Genomic DNA, 22781 nt, shown 5'->3' with positions numbered 1-22781 from the left:
AGCGGCCTTTTCCTAGATGATCCTCTGCTGGTCCCGTGCCATGCGCTTTTTACGCGCATCGCACGGTTCGGGGCAGTCGCACACCTTTTCCATTCCGATGGAAGAGATACCTCCACAGCTGCCCTGAATGCTTTTACGCTTGATGATCCAGCCTAAAGACATACCGAACACCACCAGCAAAAATACCGCAAAGGTTGCCAGAAAGGTCAACATAATCAGCCTCCGAAATCATCAAGGAGGATGTTTTCATCTTCCACGCCGAGATCTTTGAGCATCTTGATCACGGCGGCGTTCATCATTGGCGGACCACACATATAGAACTCGCAGTCTTCCGGAGCCGGGTGCTGTTTGAGGTAGTTTTCATACAGCACGTTGTGAATGAAGCCCGTATAGCCCGTCCAGTTATCTTCCGGCTGCGGATCGGAGAGCGCCACGTGGAAGGTAAAGTTCGGATTCTCACGCGCCAGCTGTTCAAATTCATCGTCGTAGAACATTTCGCGCAGCGAGCGCGCACCGTACCAGAAGCTGATTTTACGCTTGCTGCCGAGACGCTTGAGCTGGTCAAAGATGTGCGAGCGCATAGGGGCCATACCCGCACCGCCGCCGATAAAGACCATTTCCGCGTCGGTATCTTTAGCAAAAAACTCGCCGAACGGACCGGAGATCGTCACCTTGTCGCCTGGCTTAAGGGACCAGATATACGACGACATCACGCCCGGCGGCGCGTCAGGCACGTTTGGCGGCGGCGTGGCGATACGCACGTTGAGCATGATAATGCCCTTCTCTTCCGGGTAGTTAGCCATGGAATAGGCGCGCAGCGCGGGCTCTTTTACCTCGGAAACAAAGCGGAAGAGATTAAATTTATCCCAGTCGGCCCGGTACTCATCGGGCACGTCGAAGTCCGCATACGCCACGGTGTACGCCGGACACTCAATCTGGATATACCCACCTGCACGGAACGGGACGCTCTCCCCTTCAGGGACACGCAGCTTAAGCTCTTTAATGAACGTGGCTTTGTTATCGTTCGAGATAACCTCGCACTCCCATTTTTTCACGCCGAAGATCTCTTCCGGCAGCTCAATCTTCATGTTCTGGCGCACCGCGACCTGACACGCCAGACGGCAACCCTCTTTCGCTTCACGCTTCGTGATATGCGACAGTTCAGTAGGCAGAATATCACCGCCCCCCTCTTTCACCGTCACACGGCACTGCCCGCATGAGCCGCCTCCACCGCAGGCTGACGAGACAAAAATCCCGTTGCCCGAGAGCGTATTAAGCAGCTTGTCCCCTGCCGGAGTGCGGATCTGGTTCTGCGGATCGTCATTGATATCAATGATCACATCCCCGGAATTAACCAGCTTTGCGCGCGCCGCCAGAATCAGTCCTGACAGCACCAGTACTATCAGCGTGAACATCACCACGCCAAGAATAATTTCCATCTGTTAACCCTTATAGCTGCACACCGGAGAAGGACATAAAGCCCAACGCCATCAGGCCGGTGGTGATAAAGGTGATCCCTAAGCCACGCAGCCCCGCAGGCACGTTGGCATATTTCATTTTTTCACGGATCCCCGCCATAGTGACAATCGCCAGCATCCAGCCGATACCGGAACCGAAGCCGTACACCACCGATTCACTGAAGTTGTAATCGCGCTGAACCATAAACGAGACGCCACCGAAGATGGCGCAGTTCACCGCGATCAGCGGCAGGAAGATCCCCAGCGCGTTGTACAGCGACGGGAAATACTTATCGAGGATCATCTCCAGGATTTGTACCAGCGCCGCAATCACCCCGATGAAGGTGATGAAGTTCAGGAAGCTAAGATCGACGCCTTCCACCAGCGCGCCGTCCCGCAGCACGAAGTTGAACACCAGGTTGTTAATCGGAACCGAAAGCCCCAGCACAACGGTGACCGCCACGCCCAGGCCAAATGCCGTCGAGACCTTTTTAGAGACGGCAAGGAACGTACACATGCCCAGGAAGAAGGCGAGCGCCATGTTTTCAACAAACACCGCGCGCACAAATAAACTCAGGTAATGAGCCATTGTCGGTTACTCCTTTTCCTGCTGCTCAGGCTTCAGCGTACGAATCAGCCAGATCAGCAAACCGATAATGAAAAATGCGCTTGGGGCCAGCAGGAACAGGCCGTTCGGCAGATACCAGCCGCCGTTCTGTACCGTATCCAGCACCTGAACGCCAAACAGCTTGCCGCTGCCAATCAGCTCGCGCAGGAAACCGACCGTCAGGAGGATCACGCCGTAGCCCAGGCCGTTGCCGATACCGTCCATAAAGCTCGCCAGCGGCGGCATTTTCATGGCGTAGGCTTCAGCGCGCCCCATCACGATGCAGTTGGTGATAATCAGGCCGACAAACACCGAAAGCTGCTTCGAGGTTTCGTAGGCGAAAGCGCGCAGCAGCTGATCGACCACGATCACCAGCGAGGCGATGATCGCCATCTGCACGATGATCCTCACGCTGTTGGGGATGTGGTGGCGGATCATCGAGATAAACATGCTGGAAAACGCCGTCACCAGCGTTACCGCCAGCGTCATCACCACCGCCGTTTCCAGCTTGGTCGTTACCGCCAGAGCCGAGCACACACCCAGCACCTGCAGGGTTATCGGGTTATTGGCTAAAAGTGGGCCAATCAGCACCTTTTTAACTTCTTTCAGTTCACCCGTATCAGCCATTGTTCAGCGCTCCTTCACGTACGTTCTTCAGGAAGGGACCAAAGCCCAGTTCACCCATCCAGAAATCAAAACTGTGCTGCACCCCGTTAGAGGTGAGTGTGGCGCCGGAAAGACCGTCAACGGCGAATTCATCCCCAGGACGCGCGCCTCCTTTCACCACCTTCAGCGCAGGTTGACCGTTATCATTGAGCACTTTTTTACCGATAAACTGCGCACGCCAGTTAGGATTTTCCACTTCGCCACCCAGCCCCGGCGTTTCGCCCTGATCGTAATAAGTAATACCTTTGACCGTGCGGCCATCGGTATCCAGTGCCACAAACGCATACATCATTGACCATAAGCCGTTGCCGTAGATGGGCAACACGATTTCCTGTATGCGCTTCTGCTCGTCACGAACGAGGTAAATCTCCGCCACATTGCTGCGGCGCTTAATGCCAGCCGGATCCTGCGAGGCGTCAAGCACGGTGCTCATCTGTGGATCCTTTAATGCCAGCGCCTGGTTATATTTCGCCGGGTCTTTATCCATCAGCTCGCCGGTTTTTAAATCCACCAGCCGTGCGGTAATGCGTTCAGCAAACACGGCCGCGACGTCGTCCTTCGTCATGCCTTCCTGCATCAGCCCGGCCACGGCCAGGATGTTGCGCTGTTTATCCAGCGCGCGCTGTTCCTGCTGTAGCGGTTTCAACCCTACGGCGGAACCGGCAACCACGATGGAACAGACCAGACACAGTACCAAAACCACCAGCAGCGTTTTGCTGATGCTGTCGTTATTTTTAACCTCAGCCACGCGCCTTCCTCCGCTTAATGTTGGCGCGCACGACCAGGTAATCGAACAGCGGCGCAAACAGGTTGGCAAACAGAATGGCCAACATCATCCCTTCCGGATAGGCCGGGTTGACCACGCGAATCAGTACACACATCACGCCAATGAGCGCGCCGTAACACCATTTCCCCCTGTCGGTAAAGGAGGCCGAGACGGGATCGGTTGCCATGAACATCATGCCAAACGCAAAGCCTCCCAGCACCAGGTGCCAGTACCACGGCATGGAGAACATCGGGTTCGTGTCTGAACCAATGAGGTTGAACAGCGTGGCGGTAAGCACCATGCCGAGCATAACGCCCGCGACGATGCGCCAGGAGGCCACGCGGCCAAAGAGGATGATGGCCCCGCCGATCAAAATCATCAGGGTAGATACTTCGCCAATGGAGCCCGGAATGTTGCCAAGAAACGCGTCGAACCAGGTTACGGGCTGGCCGGTAGCATTGTTGACCAGCGTTTCGCCGCCACCTGCCGCCCACTGAGAAAGCGGCGTCGCGCCGGAGAAACCGTCCGCAGCCGTCCACACCAGGTCGCCCGAAATCTGCGCCGGGTAAGCAAAGAACAGGAACGCACGCCCCGCCAGCGCCGGGTTGAGGAAGTTACGACCGGTGCCGCCGAAAATCTCTTTGGCAATCACCACGCCAAAGCTGATCCCCATCGCCGCCTGCCAGAGCGGCAGAGTCGGCGGAACAATCAGCGCAAACAGAATGGAGGTAACAAAGAAGCCTTCGTTGATCTCGTGTTTGCGGATGATGGCGAACAGCACTTCCCAGAAGCCGCCCACGATAAAGACGGTCATGTAGATCGGCAGGAAGAAGACGGCCCCCAGCGTCATCATGCTGACCCAGCCTGCATCAGCCGCAAAGCTGACGCCCAGTGACTGCGCCAGACGATAGTGCCAGTCAGACTGGATCACCTGCGTCAGCTGCTGAGCGTCGTACATATGATGCAGCGCCGGAATGGTTTGCAGACCAACGTTGTACATGCCCCAGAACATGGCCGGGAAAACCGCAAACCACACCAGGATCATCATGCGTTTCAGGTCGATGGCATCGCGAACGTGCGCTGCACCTTTCGTCACCAGACCCGGAGTGTAGAAAATAGTCGTCGTCGCTTCATACAGCGGGTAGTACTTCTTCAGTTTACCCTCGGTAAAATGCGGCTCAATTTTTTCGAAGAGGTGTTTTAAGCCCATGGTTATCCTTCCTGCTCAATGCGGGTTAACACCTCGCGCAATACGGGTCCATATTCGTATTTACCCGGACACACATAGGTACAGAGCGCCAGATCTTCTTCATCCAGTTCCAGGCAACCGAGCGCCTGCGCGCCGTCGGTATCGCCTGCCAGAAGATCGCGCAGCAGCACGGTAGGCAGAATATCCAGCGGCATTACTCGTTCGTAGTTGCCAATCGGAACCATCGCGCGCTCGCCGCCGTTTGTGCTGGTAGAGAAGTTAAAGAGCTTATGACGCAGAAAGTGGCCAAGCGTGGTGCGGGTGACGGAGTATTTTTCTGCGCCAGGCAGAACCCAGCCGAACAGCTCTTTCTCACGCCCTTCAAGAACGACGCTCACCTGAAGATGGAAACGTCCCAGGTACGCGTGCGCATTGACAGCGCGGCGGCCGCTGAGTACCGAACCGGAAATGAGGCGGTTTTCACCCTCTTTCTGTTCCCCTGCCAGCAGTTCATTAATGTCTGCTCCCAGAAGCGTCTTAACCAGACGCGGGTTTGCGGCCTGCGGCCCGCCGATAGCGATAATCCGTTCAGCGCAGAGTTCACCCGTAGTAAAGAGTTTACCGATGGCAATGACATCCTGATAATTAAGGTGCCAAACCTGTTTTTTAAGGCTTACCGGCTCAAGGAAGTGGATATGGGTCCCGACCAGACCCGCCGGATGCGGGCCGGAAAATTCATTAAACGTAACCTGCCCCTGCGGATGGCCGCCAAGCTTGCCGCCGCTGGCCTGGCAAACGTGCACTTTTCCGGGCGTCAGGCGAGTCAGAACGGTCAGCCCGGCATCAAAGGCTTTACGCTGCGCCAGGATAATGGGCTGCGGGTCTGCGCTGAGCGGGTTGGTGTCGATGGCCGTCACGAAAATGGCAGCCGGGGCGGTATCAGGAACGGGGGATTTGCTGAAAGGACGCGTACGCAGCGCCGTCCACAGGCCGGATGCGAGCAGCTGAGCCTGCACATCTTCGCGGCTAAGCGTCGCGAGGTCTGCCGCATCATAACGAGCAAACTCACGCTGTTCATCGCCTTCAATGCGAATTACCACCGACTGCAGCACGCGACGCTCGCCGCGGTTGATCGCTACCACGGTGCCGCTGGCGGGGGCCGTGAACATGACGCCGGGATTTTTTTTGTCTTCAAAGAGCGCTTGCCCTTTGATCACGCGATCGCCCTCCTGCACCAGCATTGAAGGACGCATGCCCAGATAATCGTCACCTAAAATTGCGACATGACGGACGCTTGCGCCACACGAGACGTGCTGCTCAGGCACGCCTGCAATCGGCAAATTAAGTCCTTTTTTTATTTTAAACATGTGGTTAGCAGGTTTCCATAAACAACAATCCAGTGGGCGCAAAGTGTAACATTTTCCCCTTCTCTCGGGCAGGGGATCCACCGTCGGGCGCGCCAAAATGCGAGCTATTACGCAAAGTTCCTGGAGCCAGCGCATTTTTGATGGTTTATAAAGTAAAACTAATTTGTAAACTCACCGCCCGGCTCTTGCGAAAATCTATAGCGGTGCTAATGTGAGCGCACCTAACAGAATAATCTGATTTCGGGTCTCTTTTGCCGTCCTGGCAAGTTAGTCCAGGTTTTATCAAGGAATTTGTAGTATGCGTAAAATCGCATTGTTCATTGCGATGCTTCTGATTCCGTGCATGTCGTTTGCCGGGCTGCTCAGCAGCAACAGCTCCACCACGCCGATCAGCAAAGAATATAAACAGCAGTTAATGGGATCCCCGGTTTATATTCAAATCTTCAAGGAAGAGCGCACGCTCGATCTGTTTGTAAAAATGGGCGAAACATATCAGCTGCTTGATAGCTACAAAATTTGTAACTATTCCGGCGGGCTGGGCCCGAAACAGCGTCAGGGCGATTTCAAAAGCCCGGAAGGTTTTTACAACGTTCAGCGTAACCAGTTAAAGCCGGATAGCCGCTTCTATAAAGCCATCAACATCGGTTTCCCGAACGCCTATGACCGTGCTCACGGTTATGAAGGGAAATACCTGATGATCCACGGTGCCTGCGTGTCTGTCGGCTGCTACGCGATGACCGACTCCGGCATTGATGAGATTTTCCAGTTCGTAACCGGCGCACTGGTCTTTGGGCAGCCTAACGTTCAGGTCAGCATCTATCCGTTCCGCATGACCGATGCCAATATGGCGCGCCATAAGTACTCTTACTACGCCGATTTCTGGAAACAGCTGAAGCCGGGTTATGACTACTTTGAGCAGACCCACAAGCCGCCGGTAGTCTCTATCGTCGATGGCCGTTACGTGGTCAGCAAACCGCTGAGCCACGAAGTCGTCCACCCGCAGCTGGCGTCAAATTACACGGTCCCCGAGACAAAATAGCACCCACTCGCCTGGCATAATCTTTTGCCAGGTTTCGTTGCCCGTCAGCGGCTGCGTTGCAATAACGGTGACCACATCGTTCGGTGTGGTCTCTTTCTGAAAATCTATCTCCACATCCTGATCGAGCAGCGTAGCAACGCCAAACGGCGCACGGCGCGTGATCCAGAAGAGATTCGTCGAGCAGAACGCCATCACGTAGCGTCCGTCAGACAACAGCATGTTAAACACGCCTTTTTCACGCAATTCGGCTGCCAGCGTCGCGATGTATTTAAATACGGCGGCCATATTGCCGGGCGTGCGCGGATATCGTTCCGTCAGCTTATGCAGCAGCCAGCAGAAGGCCTTCTCGCTGTCCGTTTCGCCCACCGGGCGGAAGTTGCCCGTTTCCAGAGATTTATAGCCCGTAAGCTGCCCGTTGTGCGCGTAGGTCCAGTTACGGCCCCACAGCTCGCGGGTAAAGGGATGGGTATTTTCCAGCGCAACTTCGCCGCGGTTTGCCTGGCGAATATGCGCGATCACCGAACAGGATTTAATGGGATAGTCCTGCACCAGTTTGGCAATCGGTGAGTTAAAACTGGGCTGTGGATCTTTGAACGTGCGACACCCTTTGCCTTCGTAGAAGGTGATGCCCCAGCCGTCTTTATGCGGCCCGGTTCCCCCACCGCGCTGAACCAGCCCGGTGAAGCTAAAGCAGATATCGGTTGGCACATTGGCGCTCATCCCGAGCAGTTCGCACATACATCACCTCCACAACAGCGGGGGGCACCGGTGCCCCCCAGCGAAGTCTTACTTAACCATCTCTTTTTCGATCAGCTGGATCAGGATGTGGATCACTTTGATGTGAATTTCCTGAACGCGATCAGCATAGCCGAAGTGCGGAACGCGAATTTCGATATCCGCCGTACCGTCCATCTTACCGCCATCTTTCCCGGTCAGGGTGATGACCTTCATCCCTTTTTCGCGTGCGGCGGCGATCGCTTTGATCACGTTGGCGGAGTTACCGGAGGTAGAGATACCCAGCAGCACGTCGCCTTCACGGCCTACTGCCTCAACGTAGCGGGAAAAGATGTGGTCGTAACCGAAGTCGTTGCCTACGCAGGAGATGTGGCTCACGTCGGAAATCGCAATCGCCGGGTAGCCCGGACGGTTTTCGCGATAGCGTCCGGTCAGCTCTTCGGCGAAGTGCATGGCGTCACAGTGGGAACCGCCGTTACCGCAGGAGAGCACTTTGCCACCGGCCTTAAAACTGTCGGCCAGCAGGACCGCCGCGCGCTGAATAGCGTGAATATTGGCATCATCTTTCAGAAAGTTCGCCAGCGTTTCCGCCGCTTCGTTCAGTTCGTTACGAATAAGATCCTGGTACATGAGGATAATCCTTCAGTATTGATGAAATAACACAGTGGAGTGTACCGGATAGCGGGAAAAGCGAGAAGCTAAAGCCATGCGAATCATCCGGCGTTTTGATTTTTTGTGCCGACGAAAACGCGAACAATGTGAACCAGGTTGTAATTATTTTGTAAACACATTGCTAAAGGAATTCACATCAACTACAACCATATCATCACAAGTGGTCAGACCTCCTACAAGCAAGGGAGCTTTTCTTTATGATGATTTTGAGCATTCTCGCAACCGTTGTACTGCTCGGTGTGTTGTTCTATCACCGCGTCAGTTTATTCCTGAGCAGCCTGATTCTTCTGGCCTGGACGGCTGCGCTTGGCGTCGCAGGTCTCTGGAATATCTGGATTTTGGTCCCTCTTGCCATCATTCTGCTGCCGTTTAACCTGGCCCCGATGCGTAAGTCGATGATCTCCGCGCCGGTATTTAAAGGCTTCCGCAAAGTGATGCCGCCGATGTCGCGCACCGAGAAAGAAGCGATTGATGCGGGCACCACCTGGTGGGAAGGCGACCTGTTCCAGGGCAACCCGGACTGGAAAAAGCTGCACAACTATCCGCAGCCGCGCCTGACCGCCGAAGAACAGGCCTTTATTGACGGCCCGGTGGAAGAAGCGTGCCGCATGGCGAACGACTTTGCTATTACCCACGAAATGGCCGACCTGCCGCCGGAGCTGTGGGCGTACCTGAAAGAGCATCGCTTCTTCGCGATGATCATTAAGAAAGAGTACGGCGGTCTTGAGTTCTCCGCTTACGCGCAGGCTCGCGTGCTGCAAAAGCTGGCGGGCGTTTCCGGGATCCTGGCGATTACCGTCGGCGTACCGAACTCCTTAGGCCCGGGCGAACTGCTGCAGCACTACGGTACGGAAGAGCAGAAAGATCACTATCTGCCGCGACTGGCGCGCGGTCAGGAAATCCCGTGCTTCGCGCTGACCAGCCCGGAAGCAGGCTCCGATGCAGGCGCAATCCCGGATACCGGCGTGGTCTGTATGGGCGAGTGGCAGGGCCAGCAGGTGCTGGGCATGCGCCTGACCTGGAACAAACGCTATATCACCCTGGCGCCTATCGCCACCGTGCTGGGCCTGGCCTTTAAGCTCTCCGACCCGGAAAAACTGCTGGGCGGTGAAGAAGATCTGGGCATTACCTGTGCGCTGATCCCAACCTCGACGCCGGGTGTGGAAATTGGCCGTCGTCACTTCCCGCTGAACGTGCCGTTCCAGAACGGTCCGACCCGCGGCCAGGATATCTTCGTGCCGATTGACTACATCATCGGCGGCCCGAAAATGGCCGGTCAGGGCTGGCGCATGCTGGTGGAATGTCTGTCGGTGGGTCGCGGTATTACCCTGCCGTCGAACTCAACCGGCGGCCTGAAGTCCGTCGCGATGGGAATTGGCGCTTATGCCCACATTCGCCGTCAGTTCAAAATCTCCATCGGCAAGATGGAAGGTATCGAAGAGCCGCTGGCGCGCATCGCGGGCAACGCTTACGTAATGGACGCCGCTGCATCCCTGATTACCTACGGCATCATGCTGGGCGAAAAACCGGCCGTGCTGTCCGCGATTGTGAAGTACCACTGTACCCATCGCGCGCAGCAGTCGATTATTGACGCGATGGATATCGCGGGCGGTAAAGGTATTATGCTCGGCGAAGGCAACTTCCTGGCGCGCGGCTATCAGGGCGCACCGATTGCCATCACTGTGGAAGGGGCCAACATCCTGACCCGCAGCATGATGATCTTCGGCCAGGGGGCGATTCGCTGCCATCCGTACGTGCTGGAAGAGATGGCCGCTGCGCAGAATAACGACGTGGACGCCTTCGACAAACTGCTGTTCAAACATATCGGTCACGTGGGCAGCAACAAGGTGCGGAGCTTCTGGCTGGGCCTGACGCGCGGCCTGACCAGCGCGACGCCAACCGGCGATGCGACCAAACGTTACTACCAGCATCTGAACCGTCTGAGCGCCAACCTGGCTCTGCTGTCTGATGTTTCCATGGCGGTGCTGGGCGGTAGCCTGAAGCGTCGCGAGCGTATCTCCGCCCGTCTGGGCGACGTGCTGAGCCAGATCTTCCTGGCCTCTGCGGTGCTGAAACGCTACGACGACGAAGGCCGTCAGGAAGCGGATCTGCCGCTGGTGCACTGGGGCGTGCAGGATGCGATGTATCAGGCGGAACAGGCGATTGACGACCTGCTGGCGAACTTCCCGAACCGCTTCGTGGCTGGCGCTCTGCGCGTGGTGATCTTCCCGACCGGTCGTCATCATCTGGCGCCGTCCGACAAGCTGGACCACAAAGTGGCGAAGATCCTGCAGGTTCCGAGCGCCACCCGCTCCCGCATTGGCCGCGGTCAGTATCTGGCACCAACGCCGCATAACCCGGTGGGCCTGCTGGAAGAGGCGCTGCTGGACGTGATGGCCGCCGACCCGATTCACCAGAAAATCTGCAAACAGCTGGGTAAAAACCTGCCGTTTACCCGTCTGGACGAACTGGCGAAACAGGCGCTGGCCGGTGGCATTATCAATAACGACGAAGCTGCGCTGCTGGTGAAAGCCGAAGAGAGCCGTCTGCGCAGTATTAACGTGGATGATTTCGAACCGGAAGAGCTGGCGACGCAGCCGGTAAAGCTGCCGGAGAAGCACCGCAAACCTGAAGCGGCATAACCCGCTTCGCTCTGACAAACCCCGCCCGGTGCGGGGTTTTTTATTGCCACATTTTCTCGTAATGACGTGCTACAGTGTCAAAAAGGGGTCGTTTGAGGAGTCTGTATCGTGCCTGGTTTGAAGATTTCGATTTTGCAGCAGCCTTTAGTGTGGATGGATGGCCCTGCCAACCTGCGCCACTTTGATCGTCAACTGGAAGAGATTACCGGGCGAGATGTGATTGTCCTGCCGGAGATGTTTACCACCGGCTTTGCGATGGAAGCGGCGAAACAGTCGATGCCCCAGGAAGAGGTGGTCGCCTGGATGCATGCCAAAGCGCAGCAAACCAACGCGCTGATCGCCGGGAGCGCCGCACTGCAGACGGAACGCGGCCCGGTGAACCGCTTCCTGCTGGTTGAGCCGGAAGGAAAGGTGCATTTTTACGATAAACGCCACCTGTTCCGCATGGCCGATGAACATCATCATTATGAAGCCGGTAACGAACGCGTGGTGTTCGAGTGGCGCGGCTGGCGCATCCTGCCGCTGGTCTGCTACGACCTGCGCTTCCCGGTATGGTCGCGCAACCGCAACGATTACGACCTGGCGCTGTACGTCGCCAACTGGCCCGCGCCGCGCTCGCTGCACTGGCAGGCGCTGCTGGTGGCTCGCGCGATTGAAAACCAGGCGTACGTGGTGGGCTGTAACCGCGTGGGGACGGACGGCAACGGCCACCACTATCGCGGCGACAGCCGGGTGGTGAATCCGCAGGGCGAGATTATTGCCACCGCCGAACCGCATCAGGCGACGCGCATTGATGCGGAGCTGTCGTTGACGGCGCTGAAGGAGTATCGGGAGAAGTTCCCGGCGTGGCAGGATGCGGATCCGTTTAGCATTGGGTGAAAAAATGCCGGGTGGCGGCTACGCCTTACCCGGCCTACCAATGTTGCTCGCTTCTTTTAACTCACTAACGCCTGCCCGTCCTTGCGGCTCTCCGTCGCGGCCACGTAGTGCCCTTCCGGCATACGATAGATCACCTGCGCACCGCCGAAGTTGTAATCCTGGAGCGGATCTTCCATCACGATCTGATGCCCGCGCTCGCGCAGCGCGGCAATGGTGTTGCGATCGAACGTCGATTCAACAATCACCTCCCTGCCCTGCACCACGCGCCAGCGCGGCGCGTCGATGGCCGCCTGCGGGTTTTGCCCGTGCAGCATGATGCGCAGCGCCATCTGCATATGCCCCTGCGCCTGCATCGGGCCGCCCATCACGCCGAAGGACATCAGCGGCTGGCCGTTGCCGTCCATCGCAAAGCCCGGAATGATGGTGTGGAAAGGACGCTTGCTGCCCGCCAGCGCGTTCGGGTGTTTGGGATCGAGCACAAAGCCGCAGCCGCGGTTTTGCAGGCTGATTCCGGTATCCGGCACCACAATGCCTGAACCGAAGCCCATAAAGTTGGACTGGATAAACGAAACCATCATCCCGCTGGCGTCCGCGGTGCTGATGTAGACCGTGCCGCTCTGCGTCGGTGAACCGTACACAAAGTCAGAGGCGTTATCGCGATCGATAAGCGCCGCACGCGACTTCAGATAGTGGTCGCTCAGCAGCTCTTTTGCTGCGAACTCCATATGTTCTTCATCCGCCACGTAGCGGTCGAGATCCGCCAGCGCCAGCTTCATGGCTTCAATGGATAAGTGCAGAGACTGCACGGAGTCCGGATGATGTTTCTCAATGCCGCACTGCTCCAGAATACCGAGCGCAATCAGCGTGGCGATCCCCTGCCCGTTTGGCGGCAGCTCCTGTACCGAGCCGCCCGCGAAGTCGCGCGACAGCAGGTCAACCCAGTCCACGCGATGGTTTGCCAGATCTTCCGCTGACAGGTGCGCGCCATGCTCCTGGGCGAAGGCGGCGATTTTCTGCGCCAGCTCACCACGGTAAAAGGCTTCACCGTTGGTTTTGGCAATCAGCTCCAGCGAATGAGCCTGCGCTGGATTACGGAAGATCTCCCCCACGCGCGGGGCGCGGCCTTCCGGCGCGAAGCAGGCGCTAAAGCCCGGCTGATCTTTCAGCTTGTTATAGCCGCGCTGCCAGAGATGACCAATCAGCGGCGAGACCGGGAAGCCGTTGCGCGCGTAGTCAATCGCAGGCTGCGCCAGCGTGGTCAGCGGTAGCGTGCCGAAGCGTTCTGCCAGGGCCACCCAGCCCGACACCGCACCCGGCACCGTCACCGCGTCCCAGCCGATTTCCGGCACTGCGCTTTTACCGGCAAACAGATCCGCATGCCAGCTGGCCGGCGAGCGCCCGGACGCGTTCAGGCCGTGAAGTTTTTCACCGTCCCAGACGATGGCAAAGGCGTCGCTGCCGATGCCGTTGCCGGTCGGCTCAACAACGGTCAGCGCCATGGCGGTGGCAATGGCCGCATCGACGGCGTTGCCACCCAGCTGCAGCATTTTCATTCCCGCCTGCGCCGCCAGCGGCTGCGAAGTGGCAACGGCGTTGTGGCCCATCATCGGCGGGCGGCGTGAAGCGTAACCGGATGTAAAATCAAGCGCTTTGGTCATCATGACTCCTTAGTCGTGGCGCGGATCGAGCGCATCGCGCAGCCCGTCGCCAAGTAAATTAAAGCCCTGCACGGCAAGGAAAATCGCCACGCCGGGGAAAACGGACATCCACGGCGCCTGCTCAAGGAAACCTTTCGCGGTATTGAGCATGGACCCCCAGGACGGATTGGGCGGCTGCTGCCCCAGCCCTAAAAACGACAGGCTGGCTTCGGCAATAATCGCCGAGGCAATGGCCAGCGTGGCCTGAACCAGGATCGGCGACATCACGTTTGGCAGAACGTATTTGATGATGATCCAGCGATCCGGCAGGCCAATCGCCCGCGCGCCGTCGATGTACTCTTCGTTGCGAATGGCGATCACCTGCCCGCGCGTCAGGCGGGCGAAGATCGGCATCGCCGAAAGACCGATGGCGATCATCGCGTTGGTCAGGCTCGGGCCTAAAAATGCCCCCAGCGCGATCGCCATGATCAGGAACGGACAGGCCAGCAGCGCCTCGATAAAGCGCGAGATGACGCCGTCCCACATCTTCTGGAAGTAGCCCGCCACCAGCCCCAGCGGCACGCCGATGACCACCGCGATAACCACCGACATACAGCCCGCCATCAGCGAGGTTCGCGCTCCCCAGATAATGCGGGACAAAATGTCGCGCCCCAGCTCGTCGGTGCCGAACCAGTACATCGCTGACGGCGCTTTGCGCACCGCGAGGAAGTTGGCTTTAACCGGGTCAAACGGGGCGATCCACGGCGCCAGCAGCGCCACCAGCACAAAGAAACCCACCACAAGCGCGCCAATCACCGCGCTTTTATTGCCGAGGAATTTCTTCAGCACCCGGTTCTGCGCGCGCGGCAGCGCGGGGGCTACGGTTTGCGTCGTCAGTTCCGCCATCGTTAACCTCGCATTTTCGGGTTGATAAGGACGTAAAGCACGTCGGCCAGCAGGTTGAGCAGCAGGAAGCCGATCGCCACGATCAGCACCACGCCCTGCACCACCGCGTAGTCACGGTTGAACACCGAGTCGACGATCATCTTGCCAAAGCCCGGAATGGTGAACACCTGCTCGGTCAGCACCGCGCCGCCCAGCAGCTCGCCGAACAGCAGCGTGGTGAGGGTGATCACCGGTACCAGCGCGTTGCGAAACGCGTGCTTTAGAATGACCGCCTTCGGCAGCAGCCCTTTCGCCCGCGCTGTGCGGATATAATCCGCTTTCAGCACCGCAATCATCGACGCGCGGGTATGGCGCATCAGCGTCGCCGCCAGCCCGGTTCCAAGCACGGACGCGGGCAGCAGCAGCGTGCGCAGGTTCTGAAGCGGATCTTCACTGAACGGCACGTAGCCGGACGCGGGCAGCCACTGCAGGTTCACCGAGAAGACCAGAATCAGCAGGATCCCCAGCCAGAAGTGGGGAATAGAGATCCCTGAGATCGCCACGAAGTTCGCCCCGTGATCGACCCAGCTGTTTTTGTTCACCGCCGCAAGGATCCCCATGCTGATGCCAAACACCAGCGCAATAATCATCGCCAGCAGCGACAGCTCCAGCGTAACCGGCAGCTTGCTGGCGATAAGCTCGGTCACCGGCTCGTGCGTGCGCAAGGAGACGCCCAGATCGCCCTGCAGCGCCCGCGTCAGCCAGTGGAAATACTGAACCGGGATCGGTGCATCCAGGTTCAGCTCCGCGCGCAGCTGGGCGATCACCGCCGGATCGCGTTCCTCACCGGCCATCGCAATCAGCGGGTCGCCGGGCAGCAGCTTTTGCAGCCCGAACACCATCATGCTCACCAGCAACAGCGTCGGGACGGCCAGCAGCAGACGTTTGCAAATCAGTTCCAGCATGGGTTCTCCTCAGGACGTTTATTTCGCCAGCGTCAAACCCGCCAGACGCACGATGCCGTCCGGGTAAGGCTTAAAGCCCTGCACGCGCTTGTTCAGGCCAAAAATGCGCGGCTCGAAGTAGAGGTAGGCAATCGGCATATCGGTTTGCAGCTGCTTCACCACCTTGTCATACAGCGGCTGGCGGGCGGCCTGGTCGGTGCTCTGGCGCGCCTGCGTCAGCCACTCATCGACCTGCGCGTTGCTGTAACGGCCATCGTTAAGCGTGCCATTGCTGTGGATAAAGCCGTAGATGCTGCCGTCCGGATCCGGGCGACCCGACCAGCCGGAGAAGCTCAGCTGATAATCACCGCTCTGCTGGCGATCCAGCAGCGTGGCAAATTCGGTCATCTGCAGGTTCAGCGTGAAGCCGGCCTCGGCGACCATCGCCTGCAATACCTGACCCACCTGCTGCGAGGTTGGGTTGTTCGGCACCAGCAGGTTGACGGTCAGCGGCGCGGTGACGCCTGCCGCTTTGAGCAGTGCTTTGGCTTTATCAACGTCGCGCGGCGGAACCGGCAGATTCACGTGATACGGGCTCACCGTCGAAAACGCCTGGTTGGCTGGCGTATACAGCCCTTCGAAGACCACCTGGTTTAACGCATCGCGGTCGATGGCCTGAGAAAACGCCTCGCGCACGCGGGCATCTTTGAACGGATCGTTCGCCGGGACCTTGCCGTTGTTAATATTGAAGGTGATCCCCTGATAGCCCAGGCCGGTGACCTTCGCCAGCGCCAGCTTGCTGTCGGCTTCGACGGTTTTGACGTCGCTGGCGGCGATGCCTTCGGTCAGATCCAGATCGCCCGCGCGCAGGTTCGCGAGGCGCACGGAGGCATCCGGGATCGGCAGATAGATAATTTTGTCGAAGTGGTAGGCGCCTTTGTTCCAGTAGTTGTCGAAGCGGGTCAGAACGATGCGGTCCTGCGACACGCGGCTGTCGAACTTGTACGGGCCGGAACAGACAGGATGGGCGGCAAAGTCAGGCTTTTTCGCGGCCTCGGGCGCCATCATCGCGCCCGCGCGGTCGGTAAGCTGCATCAGCAGCGCGGCGTCCGGCGTTTTAAGGTGCAGCGCTATCTGCATCGGGCCGGTGACCTCTACCGATTCCACGGAGGAGATCTCGCTTTTCCGCAGGGAGCCTTTGAGGGTCAGGGCGCGGTCGAGGTTGTATTTCGCGGCGGCGGCATCGAATTTCTCTCCGTCATGGAAGGTCACGCCTTCGCGCAGATCCATGGTCAGCGTTTTGCCGTCGGCGCTCCAGGCCCACGATTTCGCGAGACCTGGCACGACCTTCAGATGCTCGTCGACGTCCACCAACCTGTCGCACAGGGAGGCAAACACGAAGCGGCCATAGTAGGTGCGCGCCAGGTGCGGGTCGAGCATGTCCGGGTCTGCTCCCAGGCCGATTCGCAGCACGCTTTCAGAATGGGCGGGCAGCGCCGCGCCAAGCAACATAACACTTCCCAGTACGGTCAAAAGAGAATTACGCATTGTCATTATCATGAGTTCCTTGAAGGAAGGGAGGAGTGAGTGGCCGCGTGTTCAAACAGCGCGCGGCGGCGCAGAAAGGCTGCGGATGGCGGTGCGATCTGGATAACGCTGCGATCGCGGTTAATTTCCTGCCAGCGGTGGCAGGCAACCTGACGCCCGCCGTCGAGCACCTGATTAATCGGCTCGACCTGGCGGCATTCGTCGGTGACGTACGGGCAGCGGGTGTGGAAGCGACAGCCCGACGGCGGGTTAGCCGGGTTCGGCAGATCCCCCTGCAGCAGCGGCGCGTCGCGCTCAACGCCCGGCTGCATCTGCGGCGCCGAGGCGATCAGCGCCTGGGTGTAAGGGTGCAGCGGTGCGTCAAAGATCTCGTCGACGGTGGCAAGCTCAACGATCTGCCCAAGATACATCACCGCCACGCGGTCGCTCATGTGGCGGATCACCGCCAGACCGTGGGCGACGATCACCATCGTCAGCCCCAACTGGTGCTTCAGGCTCTCCAGCAGATTAACCACCTGCGCCTGCACCGACACATCCAGCGCGGAAACCGGCTCGTCGCCCAGCAGCAGCTTTGGTCCGGAAGCCAGCGCGCGCGCAATGCCGATACGCTGGCGCTGCCCGCCGGAAAACTCGTGCGGATAGCGCCCAGCCCAGGCGGCAGGCAGGCCAACGGTCTTGAGCAGCTCCGCGACGCGGTACTGACGGTCCGCTTTCTTCATGTTCTGGTGCAGCCACAGCGGCTCACCGACGATCTGCTCCACCGTCATGCGCGGATTCAGCGAGGCAAAAGGATCCTGAAAAATAATCTGCAGTTCGCGCCGGAGCTGGTTCAGACGTGCGCCTGTGGCGTGGGTAATCTCCTCCCCCTGATAAAACACGCGTCCTTCGCTGGCGGCCAGCAGACGCAGCAGCAGACGGCCAAGGGTGGATTTCCCGGAGCCGGACTCGCCGACAATCGCCAGCGTTTCGCCCGGCATCACGGCAAGCGAAACGCGATCGACCGCCGTGACAAACCGGGCCGGGGAAAAGAGTTTTTTCGGACCGGGGAAAAGCTTGCTGAGGTCCCGGGCTTCAAGAATGGGCGTGGTCATGCGGTCTCTCCCAGGGCAATGTGGTGTTCGAGCGGCACGCGGAAGCAGGCGACCTGATGGCCCGCGCCGAGCGTGGTGAGCTGCGGTTTTTCATCATGACAGCGCGACTGCGCAAACGGGCAGCGCGTCGCGAAACGGCAGCCTTGCGGCATGGATTCCGGCAGCGGGACCGTTCCGGGAATGGTGGAGAGCTGGCCTTTGCGTGCGCCCAGCGAAGGGATCGAGCCCATCAGGCCGATGGTGTACGGGTGCTGCGGGTCAGCGAATATTGCCTCAACGCTCCCCTGCTCCACCACCTGCCCGGCGTACATTACCGCCACCTGCTGGGCCACTTCAGCCACCACGCCTAAATCGTGGGTGATCATCAGCACCGCCGTGCCGGTTTCTTCTTTTAAGTTGTTGAGCAAGGCGAGGATTTGCGCCTGGATGGTGACATCAAGCGCGGTGGTGGGTTCGTCGGCAATCAGCAGTTTAGGGTGGTTGATCAGGGCCATGGCAATCATCACGCGCTGGCGCATGCCGCCGGAAAGCTGGTGCGGATACGCCTTGAGGCGCATCTCTGCCGCCGGGATCTGCACCTTTTCAAGGATCTGCAGCGCGACCTTCATCGCCTCCGGGCGCGTAACGTTCTGGTGACGCATGACCGCTTCACTGAGCTGATCGCCTAACGTGAAGGCCGGATTAAGCGAGGTCATCGGTTCCTGGAAAATCATCGCCAGCTCGCTGCCGCGCAGGTCGGCATACTCCCGCTGGGAGAGCTTGCGCAGGTCGTGGCGGCGAAACTGCATCTCGCCGCTGACAATCTGCGCGCTGGCGGGCAGTAAACCCATCAGCGCCAGTGAGGTGATACTTTTCCCGCAGCCGGACTCCCCCACCAGCGCCAGCGTTTCGCCCGCTTTGACCGTCAGGGAAATGCCGTCCAGGACGCTGACCGGCGAGCCGGAAAACTTAACGTTGAGATTATTCAGCCGGAGTACAGGCGTGGAGTCCTTAAACGGGATCGTCGTCATAGCGTGAAATCGTCCTCAAGGTGGATCGCCTGAATCAGGGCGTTTTGCAGGCTGAGCAGGTGTTCGCGCATGGCGGCCGCTGCTTCATTAGGCTGGCGATGGATAATCGCGGACATGATCTTGTGATGGTGGTCGTTGTAGCTGTCGACACGTTCGGGCGTGCGGGCTAATTCACGCAGATGCTGCCAGCCGGGTTCGCGCCGCACGGCGTCAATGGCGTCAAACAGGCCGAGCATCAGGCGATTGTCCGCCGCCTCGGCAATGGCGCGGTGAAAGGCGCTATCCCAGAGTTCATTGAGATCGCGGTCATCCGGGCTGACCTTGTCGATGCGTTCCAGCATGCGCTGCATGAGCGCGAGGTTTTCCCTGGTGGCACGCAGTGCCGCAAGCCGGGCTAAGCCGGGTTCGATCTGTATACGAGCTTCCATCACTTCCAGCAGATTGGTCTGCTGAACCAATCCCTGAAGGGCCAGCGGTTCAACAGGGGCAGCCGGACCAATAAAGGTGCCTTTGCCCTGTTTACGCCAGATCCGCCCTTCTTCTTCCAGCACGTCCAGCGCGCGACGCACTTCGCGTCGTCCTACGCCGAGTGTTTCCGATAGCTCACGTTCCGTGGGCAGCGGAGTGCCTGGTGTTGACTCATGCTGGTTGATTAGCCCGCGCAGTTGCTCAAGCGCGGTGCTGGAATTGGCCAGAAACCGTGACGGTTTTTCCATATTGGTTCGCTCACTATCATCGTTATTTTCTTTTTATGAACGATAAGTTATTGATATGGCGTGCTACTTACCGTGCTAATGATTAAGCAATAAACGAACCAATTTTCTAATGGTTCAAAAGAGATTTAAAAAAGCGGTAGTAAATGAAGGGGTTACAGCAACGTATTGTTACAGATGCAAGCAGCATCCTGAGACGATAAAGGCCGGAAAAGAACATGAAACGCACAAAAACAGTGCAAATATTGCACTACAATAGTGCCATTGTTAATTTTTTGCACTATAAATGATAACAATAAGTTAACAAAAAGTAATAAATAAGGCGCGCTTACGCCTGAAAATGGCCCCCTTGCGAGGGCCGCGAAAGATTAAGGAACAGGCTGCCAAAGCGTCGCAGCCGCAGTCGGCGCCCAGTCGGACTGAGACGTATGCCCTTGCACGCAGCGATACTGTGTGCCGTTATACGTGACAATTTCTCCAGTCTTATAGCGCGTACCGACTTTCCACTCGCTTTCCGGCTCAGGCGTCACAGACCCCTCTTTCGTCGTGGCTTTAAGCGGTGTACTGGCGAGAGACTGATGACCTTTGGCATTTTCGGCGATCACCTGGTAGCTGTAGGTTGTTCCCGCGCGCAGGCCGCTGTCGAAGATCTGCGTTCCGCTTACGGTGAGTAACTCCGCCCCATCGCGTAGTACGTGGTATTTCACCGCGTTGTCTACCGCATTCCATTTCACCGTCAGGCTGTTTTCCGTCGAAGAAACCAGGGCCAGGCCGCCTGGCGCGTCAGGACGTCCCTCTTCGACCTGTACGGTTTCTACCTTAACCACGTTGCTGCTTTCAGAGATATTGTTCGCTGCATCACGTGCTTTCACGCTGTAGTGGTACACCACACCGCCGGTCTCAACCGCATTATCGGTCCACTGGGTGTCCGTTGAAGACCCGATTTTGATGTCATTACGGTAGATGTCATATCCCACTACGCCACGGTCATCGGTGGAGGGCTGCCAGGCAAGGGTGATAGTCAAGCCATTGTTCAGCACCTTCAGTCCTGCTGGCGCAGTTGGCGCGACGGTGTCCTGCGGGCGTTCAGGCGACATCAGGTCCGCGCGCTCTTTCATTTCATTGAAATAGTCAACCTGCTGCGAGATGGACAGCTGCTGATCGTTTGAACCCAACGTCCAGATAAAGAACCCACCATAGCCGTTTTCCGCCTGCCAGCCCGCACGGTTTACGTTGTTCTGTCGGTTTTCAACAAAGCGACCTTCTGGCCCCCACTGGGAGTTGATGGTCTGACCGAGAACGATTTTGCTCTTATCACCCACTGCCCGGGCGTAGTTAGCCATCGCCACGTCATACTTAAAGCGTGGGCCGGCGTCATAGGCCATGACGTTGAAGAAATCGAAAACGTTTTTCCCCTGCGTCAGCAGCGGCAGAACTTCGCCATGGTGTGAAGAGCGAGCCGCCTCAACGAAGGAACAATTCTCGGTTACCGCGCTGTTGCGGCAGTTCTCCGGGTCAGCACCAACGTGATAGGTGGTCAGGCTCAGCAGCTTTTTGCTGCCGGACGCATTGAGCTTGCTACGAACCCGTTCAGCCAGATCCAGCAGGTTTTCGTTTTCCTCTGGCGTGACGCGATCGGGCTTTTCAAAGTCAAAATCGATGCCGTCAAGCTGAACGGTACCCGCCTTCTGGTAGTTCGCCATATTACATTTGCCTTGCCAGTCGGCGCTCAGGCATTCGCCAACCATCTCTTCCGGTTTCAGGTTCTTTTTATATACCGGGAAGTTGGTATTCAGCAGATTCACCAGATTCTGCGCCAGCGTTTCTCGCGTTTGCGCGTTATTCAGATAAGACCACATCGCGGAATACGTCTCGCCGCCGAGCGCCAGCATCATTTTTTTCTCCGGGTGCGCCAGCTTCAGCTGACTCCACACGACATAGGCTGGCGCATTAATGTACCAGGGATCATATTGTGGTACTGCAACAATATTATCGGAACTGGACAGCTTACCGCTTGCATCCCAGCCACCAAATGAAAGCAGGAACGTATCCGCTTTCACCTCTTTCATATCCTCAACGGACTCGACCGGAACGCCCCAGGAGGTCAGATAGGTGACCGCTCGCGGTGCCTGCGCCGCGAAAGCCGACTGCGCCATTAGTGCGCTACCAATTAACAGAGATAATGTAAGTTTTTTCATCAAAGTTCCTTATTGCTTTGTGATGATAGTCCTGTGGATTACCTCGCAAATTGTCTTTTTTTTTAGCGCCGAGATCGTTGGGGATAATAGAGTGGTGAATCAGGAAACCCTCCGCATTAAATAAGAAATATCTCTCGCATTTATAATAAATACTTCAACGACAGCGCGGGAGAATTCTCGCATCCTGTAAGACGCTTCTTTATTTAATTTTCCCATCTTCACCAATTAAAAAAGATGGCATACCTGTGTTCCCGCTCTTTTATCAGGGAAAATTCAGGAATTAATCACAACTATTATCCAACCAGGAACTCTCTCAATGAAATATGCAACAAACGTGATGCGAAAACAGGGTGGTTTCACCCTGCTTGAACTGCTGGTCGTGCTGATGATTATTGCGCTGCTGGCAGGATTTGTCGGGCCAAAAGTCTTCTCAAATGTCGACTCGGCTAAGGAGAAAACCGCCATGCGCCAGATGCGCTCGCTTGCTGAGGCACTCGGGCAATATCGCCTCGACACCGGCAGTTATCCAACTGAAACACAAGGTCTGAAAGCGCTGACTGAAAAGCCTTCCAACGCGCAAAACTGGAATGGCCCTTATCTTAGCCAGCATGTGCCGTTAGACCCCTGGGGCAATCCGTACCAGTGGCATAACCCCGCCCGGACAAAAGACGCCATTAATGAAGTCGAAATAACCTCCGGCGGTAAAGACGGTAAGCCTGTCACTTACGGGTTCTGA

General features: G+C 57.6%; 21 protein-coding genes. 4 read left to right on the top strand and 17 right to left on the bottom strand.

Annotation, left to right across the window (positions count from 1 at the left end; all coding sequences use genetic code 11):
• Nucleotides 1–12: 12 nt before the first annotated feature.
• Genes nqrM through IB212_RS04595 form a run of 7 tightly spaced genes read right to left on the bottom strand, consistent with a single transcriptional unit; the run spans nt 13 to nt 6052 of the window.
• Entirely contained in the window at nt 13–213 is a 201-nt protein-coding gene (nqrM, locus tag IB212_RS04625) for a (Na+)-NQR maturation NqrM (RefSeq protein ID WP_041911135.1), read from the bottom strand.
• A 2-nt stretch (nt 214–215) separates the two neighbouring features.
• Nucleotides 216–1439 carry an NADH:ubiquinone reductase (Na(+)-transporting) subunit F gene (gene nqrF, locus IB212_RS04620; RefSeq protein ID WP_041911136.1) on the bottom strand — a complete coding sequence of 408 codons (1224 nt, stop codon included), beginning with the start codon at nt 1437–1439 and terminating at the stop codon, nt 216–218.
• 10 nt (nt 1440–1449) lie between these two features.
• Nucleotides 1450–2046 carry an NADH:ubiquinone reductase (Na(+)-transporting) subunit E gene (gene nqrE / locus IB212_RS04615; protein WP_003863217.1) on the bottom strand — a complete coding sequence of 199 codons (597 nt, stop codon included), beginning with the start codon at nt 2044–2046 and terminating at the stop codon, nt 1450–1452.
• A gap of 6 nt (nt 2047–2052) precedes the next feature.
• Nucleotides 2053–2691 (bottom strand): NADH:ubiquinone reductase (Na(+)-transporting) subunit D, encoded by a 639-nt coding sequence (locus tag IB212_RS04610; RefSeq protein ID WP_028012078.1) that lies wholly within the window; start codon nt 2689–2691, stop codon nt 2053–2055.
• Nucleotides 2684–3478: a Na(+)-translocating NADH-quinone reductase subunit C gene (locus tag IB212_RS04605; protein WP_041911137.1), complete on the bottom strand. Its 795-nt coding sequence runs from the start codon at nt 3476–3478 to the stop codon at nt 2684–2686. Before IB212_RS04605 ends, IB212_RS04610 begins: the two co-directional genes overlap by 8 nt.
• Nucleotides 3471–4706 (bottom strand): NADH:ubiquinone reductase (Na(+)-transporting) subunit B, encoded by a 1236-nt coding sequence (locus IB212_RS04600; protein WP_188245850.1) that lies wholly within the window; start codon nt 4704–4706, stop codon nt 3471–3473. Before IB212_RS04600 ends, IB212_RS04605 begins: the two co-directional genes overlap by 8 nt.
• Before the next feature lie 2 nt (nt 4707–4708).
• Nucleotides 4709–6052 carry a Na(+)-translocating NADH-quinone reductase subunit A gene (locus IB212_RS04595; RefSeq protein WP_045630676.1) on the bottom strand — a complete coding sequence of 448 codons (1344 nt, stop codon included), beginning with the start codon at nt 6050–6052 and terminating at the stop codon, nt 4709–4711.
• Between the two features lie 298 nt (nt 6053–6350).
• Between IB212_RS04595 and dpaA the strand changes: the two genes are divergently transcribed.
• Nucleotides 6351–7091: a peptidoglycan meso-diaminopimelic acid protein amidase gene (dpaA, locus tag IB212_RS04590; RefSeq protein ID WP_041911140.1), complete on the top strand. Its 741-nt coding sequence runs from the start codon at nt 6351–6353 to the stop codon at nt 7089–7091.
• Here the strand turns inward: dpaA and IB212_RS04585 are convergent.
• Together IB212_RS04585 and lpcA are read right to left on the bottom strand one after the other, a co-directional pair.
• Nucleotides 7062–7829 (bottom strand): class II glutamine amidotransferase, encoded by a 768-nt coding sequence (locus tag IB212_RS04585; protein ID WP_028012073.1) that lies wholly within the window; start codon nt 7827–7829, stop codon nt 7062–7064. The genes dpaA and IB212_RS04585 overlap by 30 nt on opposite strands.
• A gap of 48 nt (nt 7830–7877) precedes the next feature.
• On the bottom strand, nt 7878–8456 hold the full coding sequence (lpcA, locus tag IB212_RS04580; protein WP_003863232.1) for a D-sedoheptulose 7-phosphate isomerase: 579 nt from the start codon (nt 8454–8456) through the stop codon (nt 7878–7880).
• A gap of 239 nt (nt 8457–8695) precedes the next feature.
• On the opposite strand from lpcA, the gene fadE reads away from it, so the two are divergent.
• Nucleotides 8696–11140 (top strand): acyl-CoA dehydrogenase FadE, encoded by a 2445-nt coding sequence (fadE, locus tag IB212_RS04575; RefSeq protein ID WP_028012072.1) that lies wholly within the window; start codon nt 8696–8698, stop codon nt 11138–11140.
• Nucleotides 11141–11248: 108 nt separating this feature from the next.
• Nucleotides 11249–12019, top strand: a complete 771-nt coding sequence (locus IB212_RS04570) for an amidohydrolase (protein ID WP_041911141.1) — start codon at nt 11249–11251, stop codon at nt 12017–12019.
• 56 nt (nt 12020–12075) lie between these two features.
• Here the strand turns inward: IB212_RS04570 and IB212_RS04565 are convergent, their stop codons facing one another.
• The 8 genes from IB212_RS04565 to IB212_RS04530 form a co-directional block, all read right to left on the bottom strand.
• A complete protein-coding gene (locus tag IB212_RS04565) occupies nt 12076–13677 on the bottom strand; it encodes a gamma-glutamyltransferase family protein (RefSeq protein WP_188245856.1) in 1602 nt (533 codons plus the stop codon).
• 9 nt (nt 13678–13686) lie between these two features.
• Nucleotides 13687–14562: an ABC transporter permease gene (locus IB212_RS04560; protein ID WP_041911143.1), complete on the bottom strand. Its 876-nt coding sequence runs from the start codon at nt 14560–14562 to the stop codon at nt 13687–13689.
• A 2-nt stretch (nt 14563–14564) separates the two neighbouring features.
• A complete protein-coding gene (locus tag IB212_RS04555) occupies nt 14565–15506 on the bottom strand; it encodes an ABC transporter permease (RefSeq protein ID WP_028012068.1) in 942 nt (313 codons plus the stop codon).
• Nucleotides 15507–15524: 18 nt separating this feature from the next.
• The gene (locus IB212_RS04550; RefSeq protein WP_028012067.1) at nt 15525–17039 is read right to left on the bottom strand and encodes an ABC transporter substrate-binding protein; all 1515 of its coding nucleotides are present in this window, start codon (nt 17037–17039) and stop codon (nt 15525–15527) included.
• Nucleotides 17040–17041: 2 nt separating this feature from the next.
• The gene (locus IB212_RS04545) at nt 17042–18124 is read right to left on the bottom strand and encodes an ABC transporter ATP-binding protein (RefSeq protein ID WP_049137444.1); all 1083 of its coding nucleotides are present in this window, start codon (nt 18122–18124) and stop codon (nt 17042–17044) included.
• A complete protein-coding gene (locus IB212_RS04540) occupies nt 18121–19134 on the bottom strand; it encodes an ABC transporter ATP-binding protein (RefSeq protein WP_188245849.1) in 1014 nt (337 codons plus the stop codon). Before IB212_RS04540 ends, IB212_RS04545 begins: the two co-directional genes overlap by 4 nt.
• Entirely contained in the window at nt 19131–19850 is a 720-nt protein-coding gene (locus IB212_RS04535) for a FadR/GntR family transcriptional regulator (RefSeq protein ID WP_041911147.1), read from the bottom strand. The genes IB212_RS04540 and IB212_RS04535 overlap by 4 nt, the downstream gene beginning before the upstream one ends.
• 365 nt (nt 19851–20215) lie before the next feature.
• Nucleotides 20216–22045 carry a glycosyl hydrolase family 18 protein gene (locus tag IB212_RS04530; RefSeq protein WP_188245848.1) on the bottom strand — a complete coding sequence of 610 codons (1830 nt, stop codon included), beginning with the start codon at nt 22043–22045 and terminating at the stop codon, nt 20216–20218.
• A gap of 316 nt (nt 22046–22361) precedes the next feature.
• Between IB212_RS04530 and gspG the strand changes: the two genes are divergently transcribed.
• Complete coding sequence (gspG, locus tag IB212_RS04525; RefSeq protein WP_045630682.1) at nt 22362–22781, top strand: type II secretion system major pseudopilin GspG; 420 nt, start codon at nt 22362–22364, stop codon at nt 22779–22781.

This window comes from Enterobacter sp. E12 (assembly GCF_014596715.2).
Classification (GTDB): domain Bacteria; phylum Pseudomonadota; class Gammaproteobacteria; order Enterobacterales; family Enterobacteriaceae; genus Enterobacter; species Enterobacter bugandensis.
The sequence above is the reverse complement of the archived record's forward strand: the minus strand, read 5'-3'. Positions and strand labels throughout refer to the sequence as shown.

Bases quoted from the DNA above. Each gene is read 5' to 3' on its own strand.
- IB212_RS04555 (WP_028012068.1), bottom strand. From the start codon at position 15,506: ATGCTGGAACTGATTTGCAAACGTCTGCTGCTGGCCGTCCCGACGCTG.
- IB212_RS04535 (WP_041911147.1), bottom strand. From the start codon at position 19,850: ATGGAAAAACCGTCACGGTTTCTGGCCAATTCCAGCACCGCGCTTGAG.
- dpaA (WP_041911140.1), top strand. From the start codon at position 6,351: ATGCGTAAAATCGCATTGTTCATTGCGATGCTTCTGATTCCGTGCATG.
- IB212_RS04595 (WP_045630676.1), bottom strand. From the start codon at position 6,052: ATGTTTAAAATAAAAAAAGGACTTAATTTGCCGATTGCAGGCGTGCCT.
- IB212_RS04560 (WP_041911143.1), bottom strand. From the start codon at position 14,562: ATGGCGGAACTGACGACGCAAACCGTAGCCCCCGCGCTGCCGCGCGCG.
- fadE (WP_028012072.1), top strand. From the start codon at position 8,696: ATGATGATTTTGAGCATTCTCGCAACCGTTGTACTGCTCGGTGTGTTG.
- IB212_RS04550 (WP_028012067.1), bottom strand. From the start codon at position 17,039: ATGACAATGCGTAATTCTCTTTTGACCGTACTGGGAAGTGTTATGTTG.
- IB212_RS04610 (WP_028012078.1), bottom strand. From the start codon at position 2,691: ATGGCTGATACGGGTGAACTGAAAGAAGTTAAAAAGGTGCTGATTGGC.
- nqrE (WP_003863217.1), bottom strand. From the start codon at position 2,046: ATGGCTCATTACCTGAGTTTATTTGTGCGCGCGGTGTTTGTTGAAAAC.
- IB212_RS04540 (WP_188245849.1), bottom strand. From the start codon at position 19,134: ATGACGACGATCCCGTTTAAGGACTCCACGCCTGTACTCCGGCTGAAT.
- gspG (WP_045630682.1), top strand. From the start codon at position 22,362: ATGAAATATGCAACAAACGTGATGCGAAAACAGGGTGGTTTCACCCTG.
- nqrM (WP_041911135.1), bottom strand. From the start codon at position 213: ATGTTGACCTTTCTGGCAACCTTTGCGGTATTTTTGCTGGTGGTGTTC.
- nqrF (WP_041911136.1), bottom strand. From the start codon at position 1,439: ATGGAAATTATTCTTGGCGTGGTGATGTTCACGCTGATAGTACTGGTG.
- IB212_RS04565 (WP_188245856.1), bottom strand. From the start codon at position 13,677: ATGACCAAAGCGCTTGATTTTACATCCGGTTACGCTTCACGCCGCCCG.
- IB212_RS04530 (WP_188245848.1), bottom strand. From the start codon at position 22,045: ATGAAAAAACTTACATTATCTCTGTTAATTGGTAGCGCACTAATGGCG.
- IB212_RS04600 (WP_188245850.1), bottom strand. From the start codon at position 4,706: ATGGGCTTAAAACACCTCTTCGAAAAAATTGAGCCGCATTTTACCGAG.
- IB212_RS04545 (WP_049137444.1), bottom strand. From the start codon at position 18,124: ATGACCACGCCCATTCTTGAAGCCCGGGACCTCAGCAAGCTTTTCCCC.
- IB212_RS04585 (WP_028012073.1), bottom strand. From the start codon at position 7,829: ATGTGCGAACTGCTCGGGATGAGCGCCAATGTGCCAACCGATATCTGC.
- lpcA (WP_003863232.1), bottom strand. From the start codon at position 8,456: ATGTACCAGGATCTTATTCGTAACGAACTGAACGAAGCGGCGGAAACG.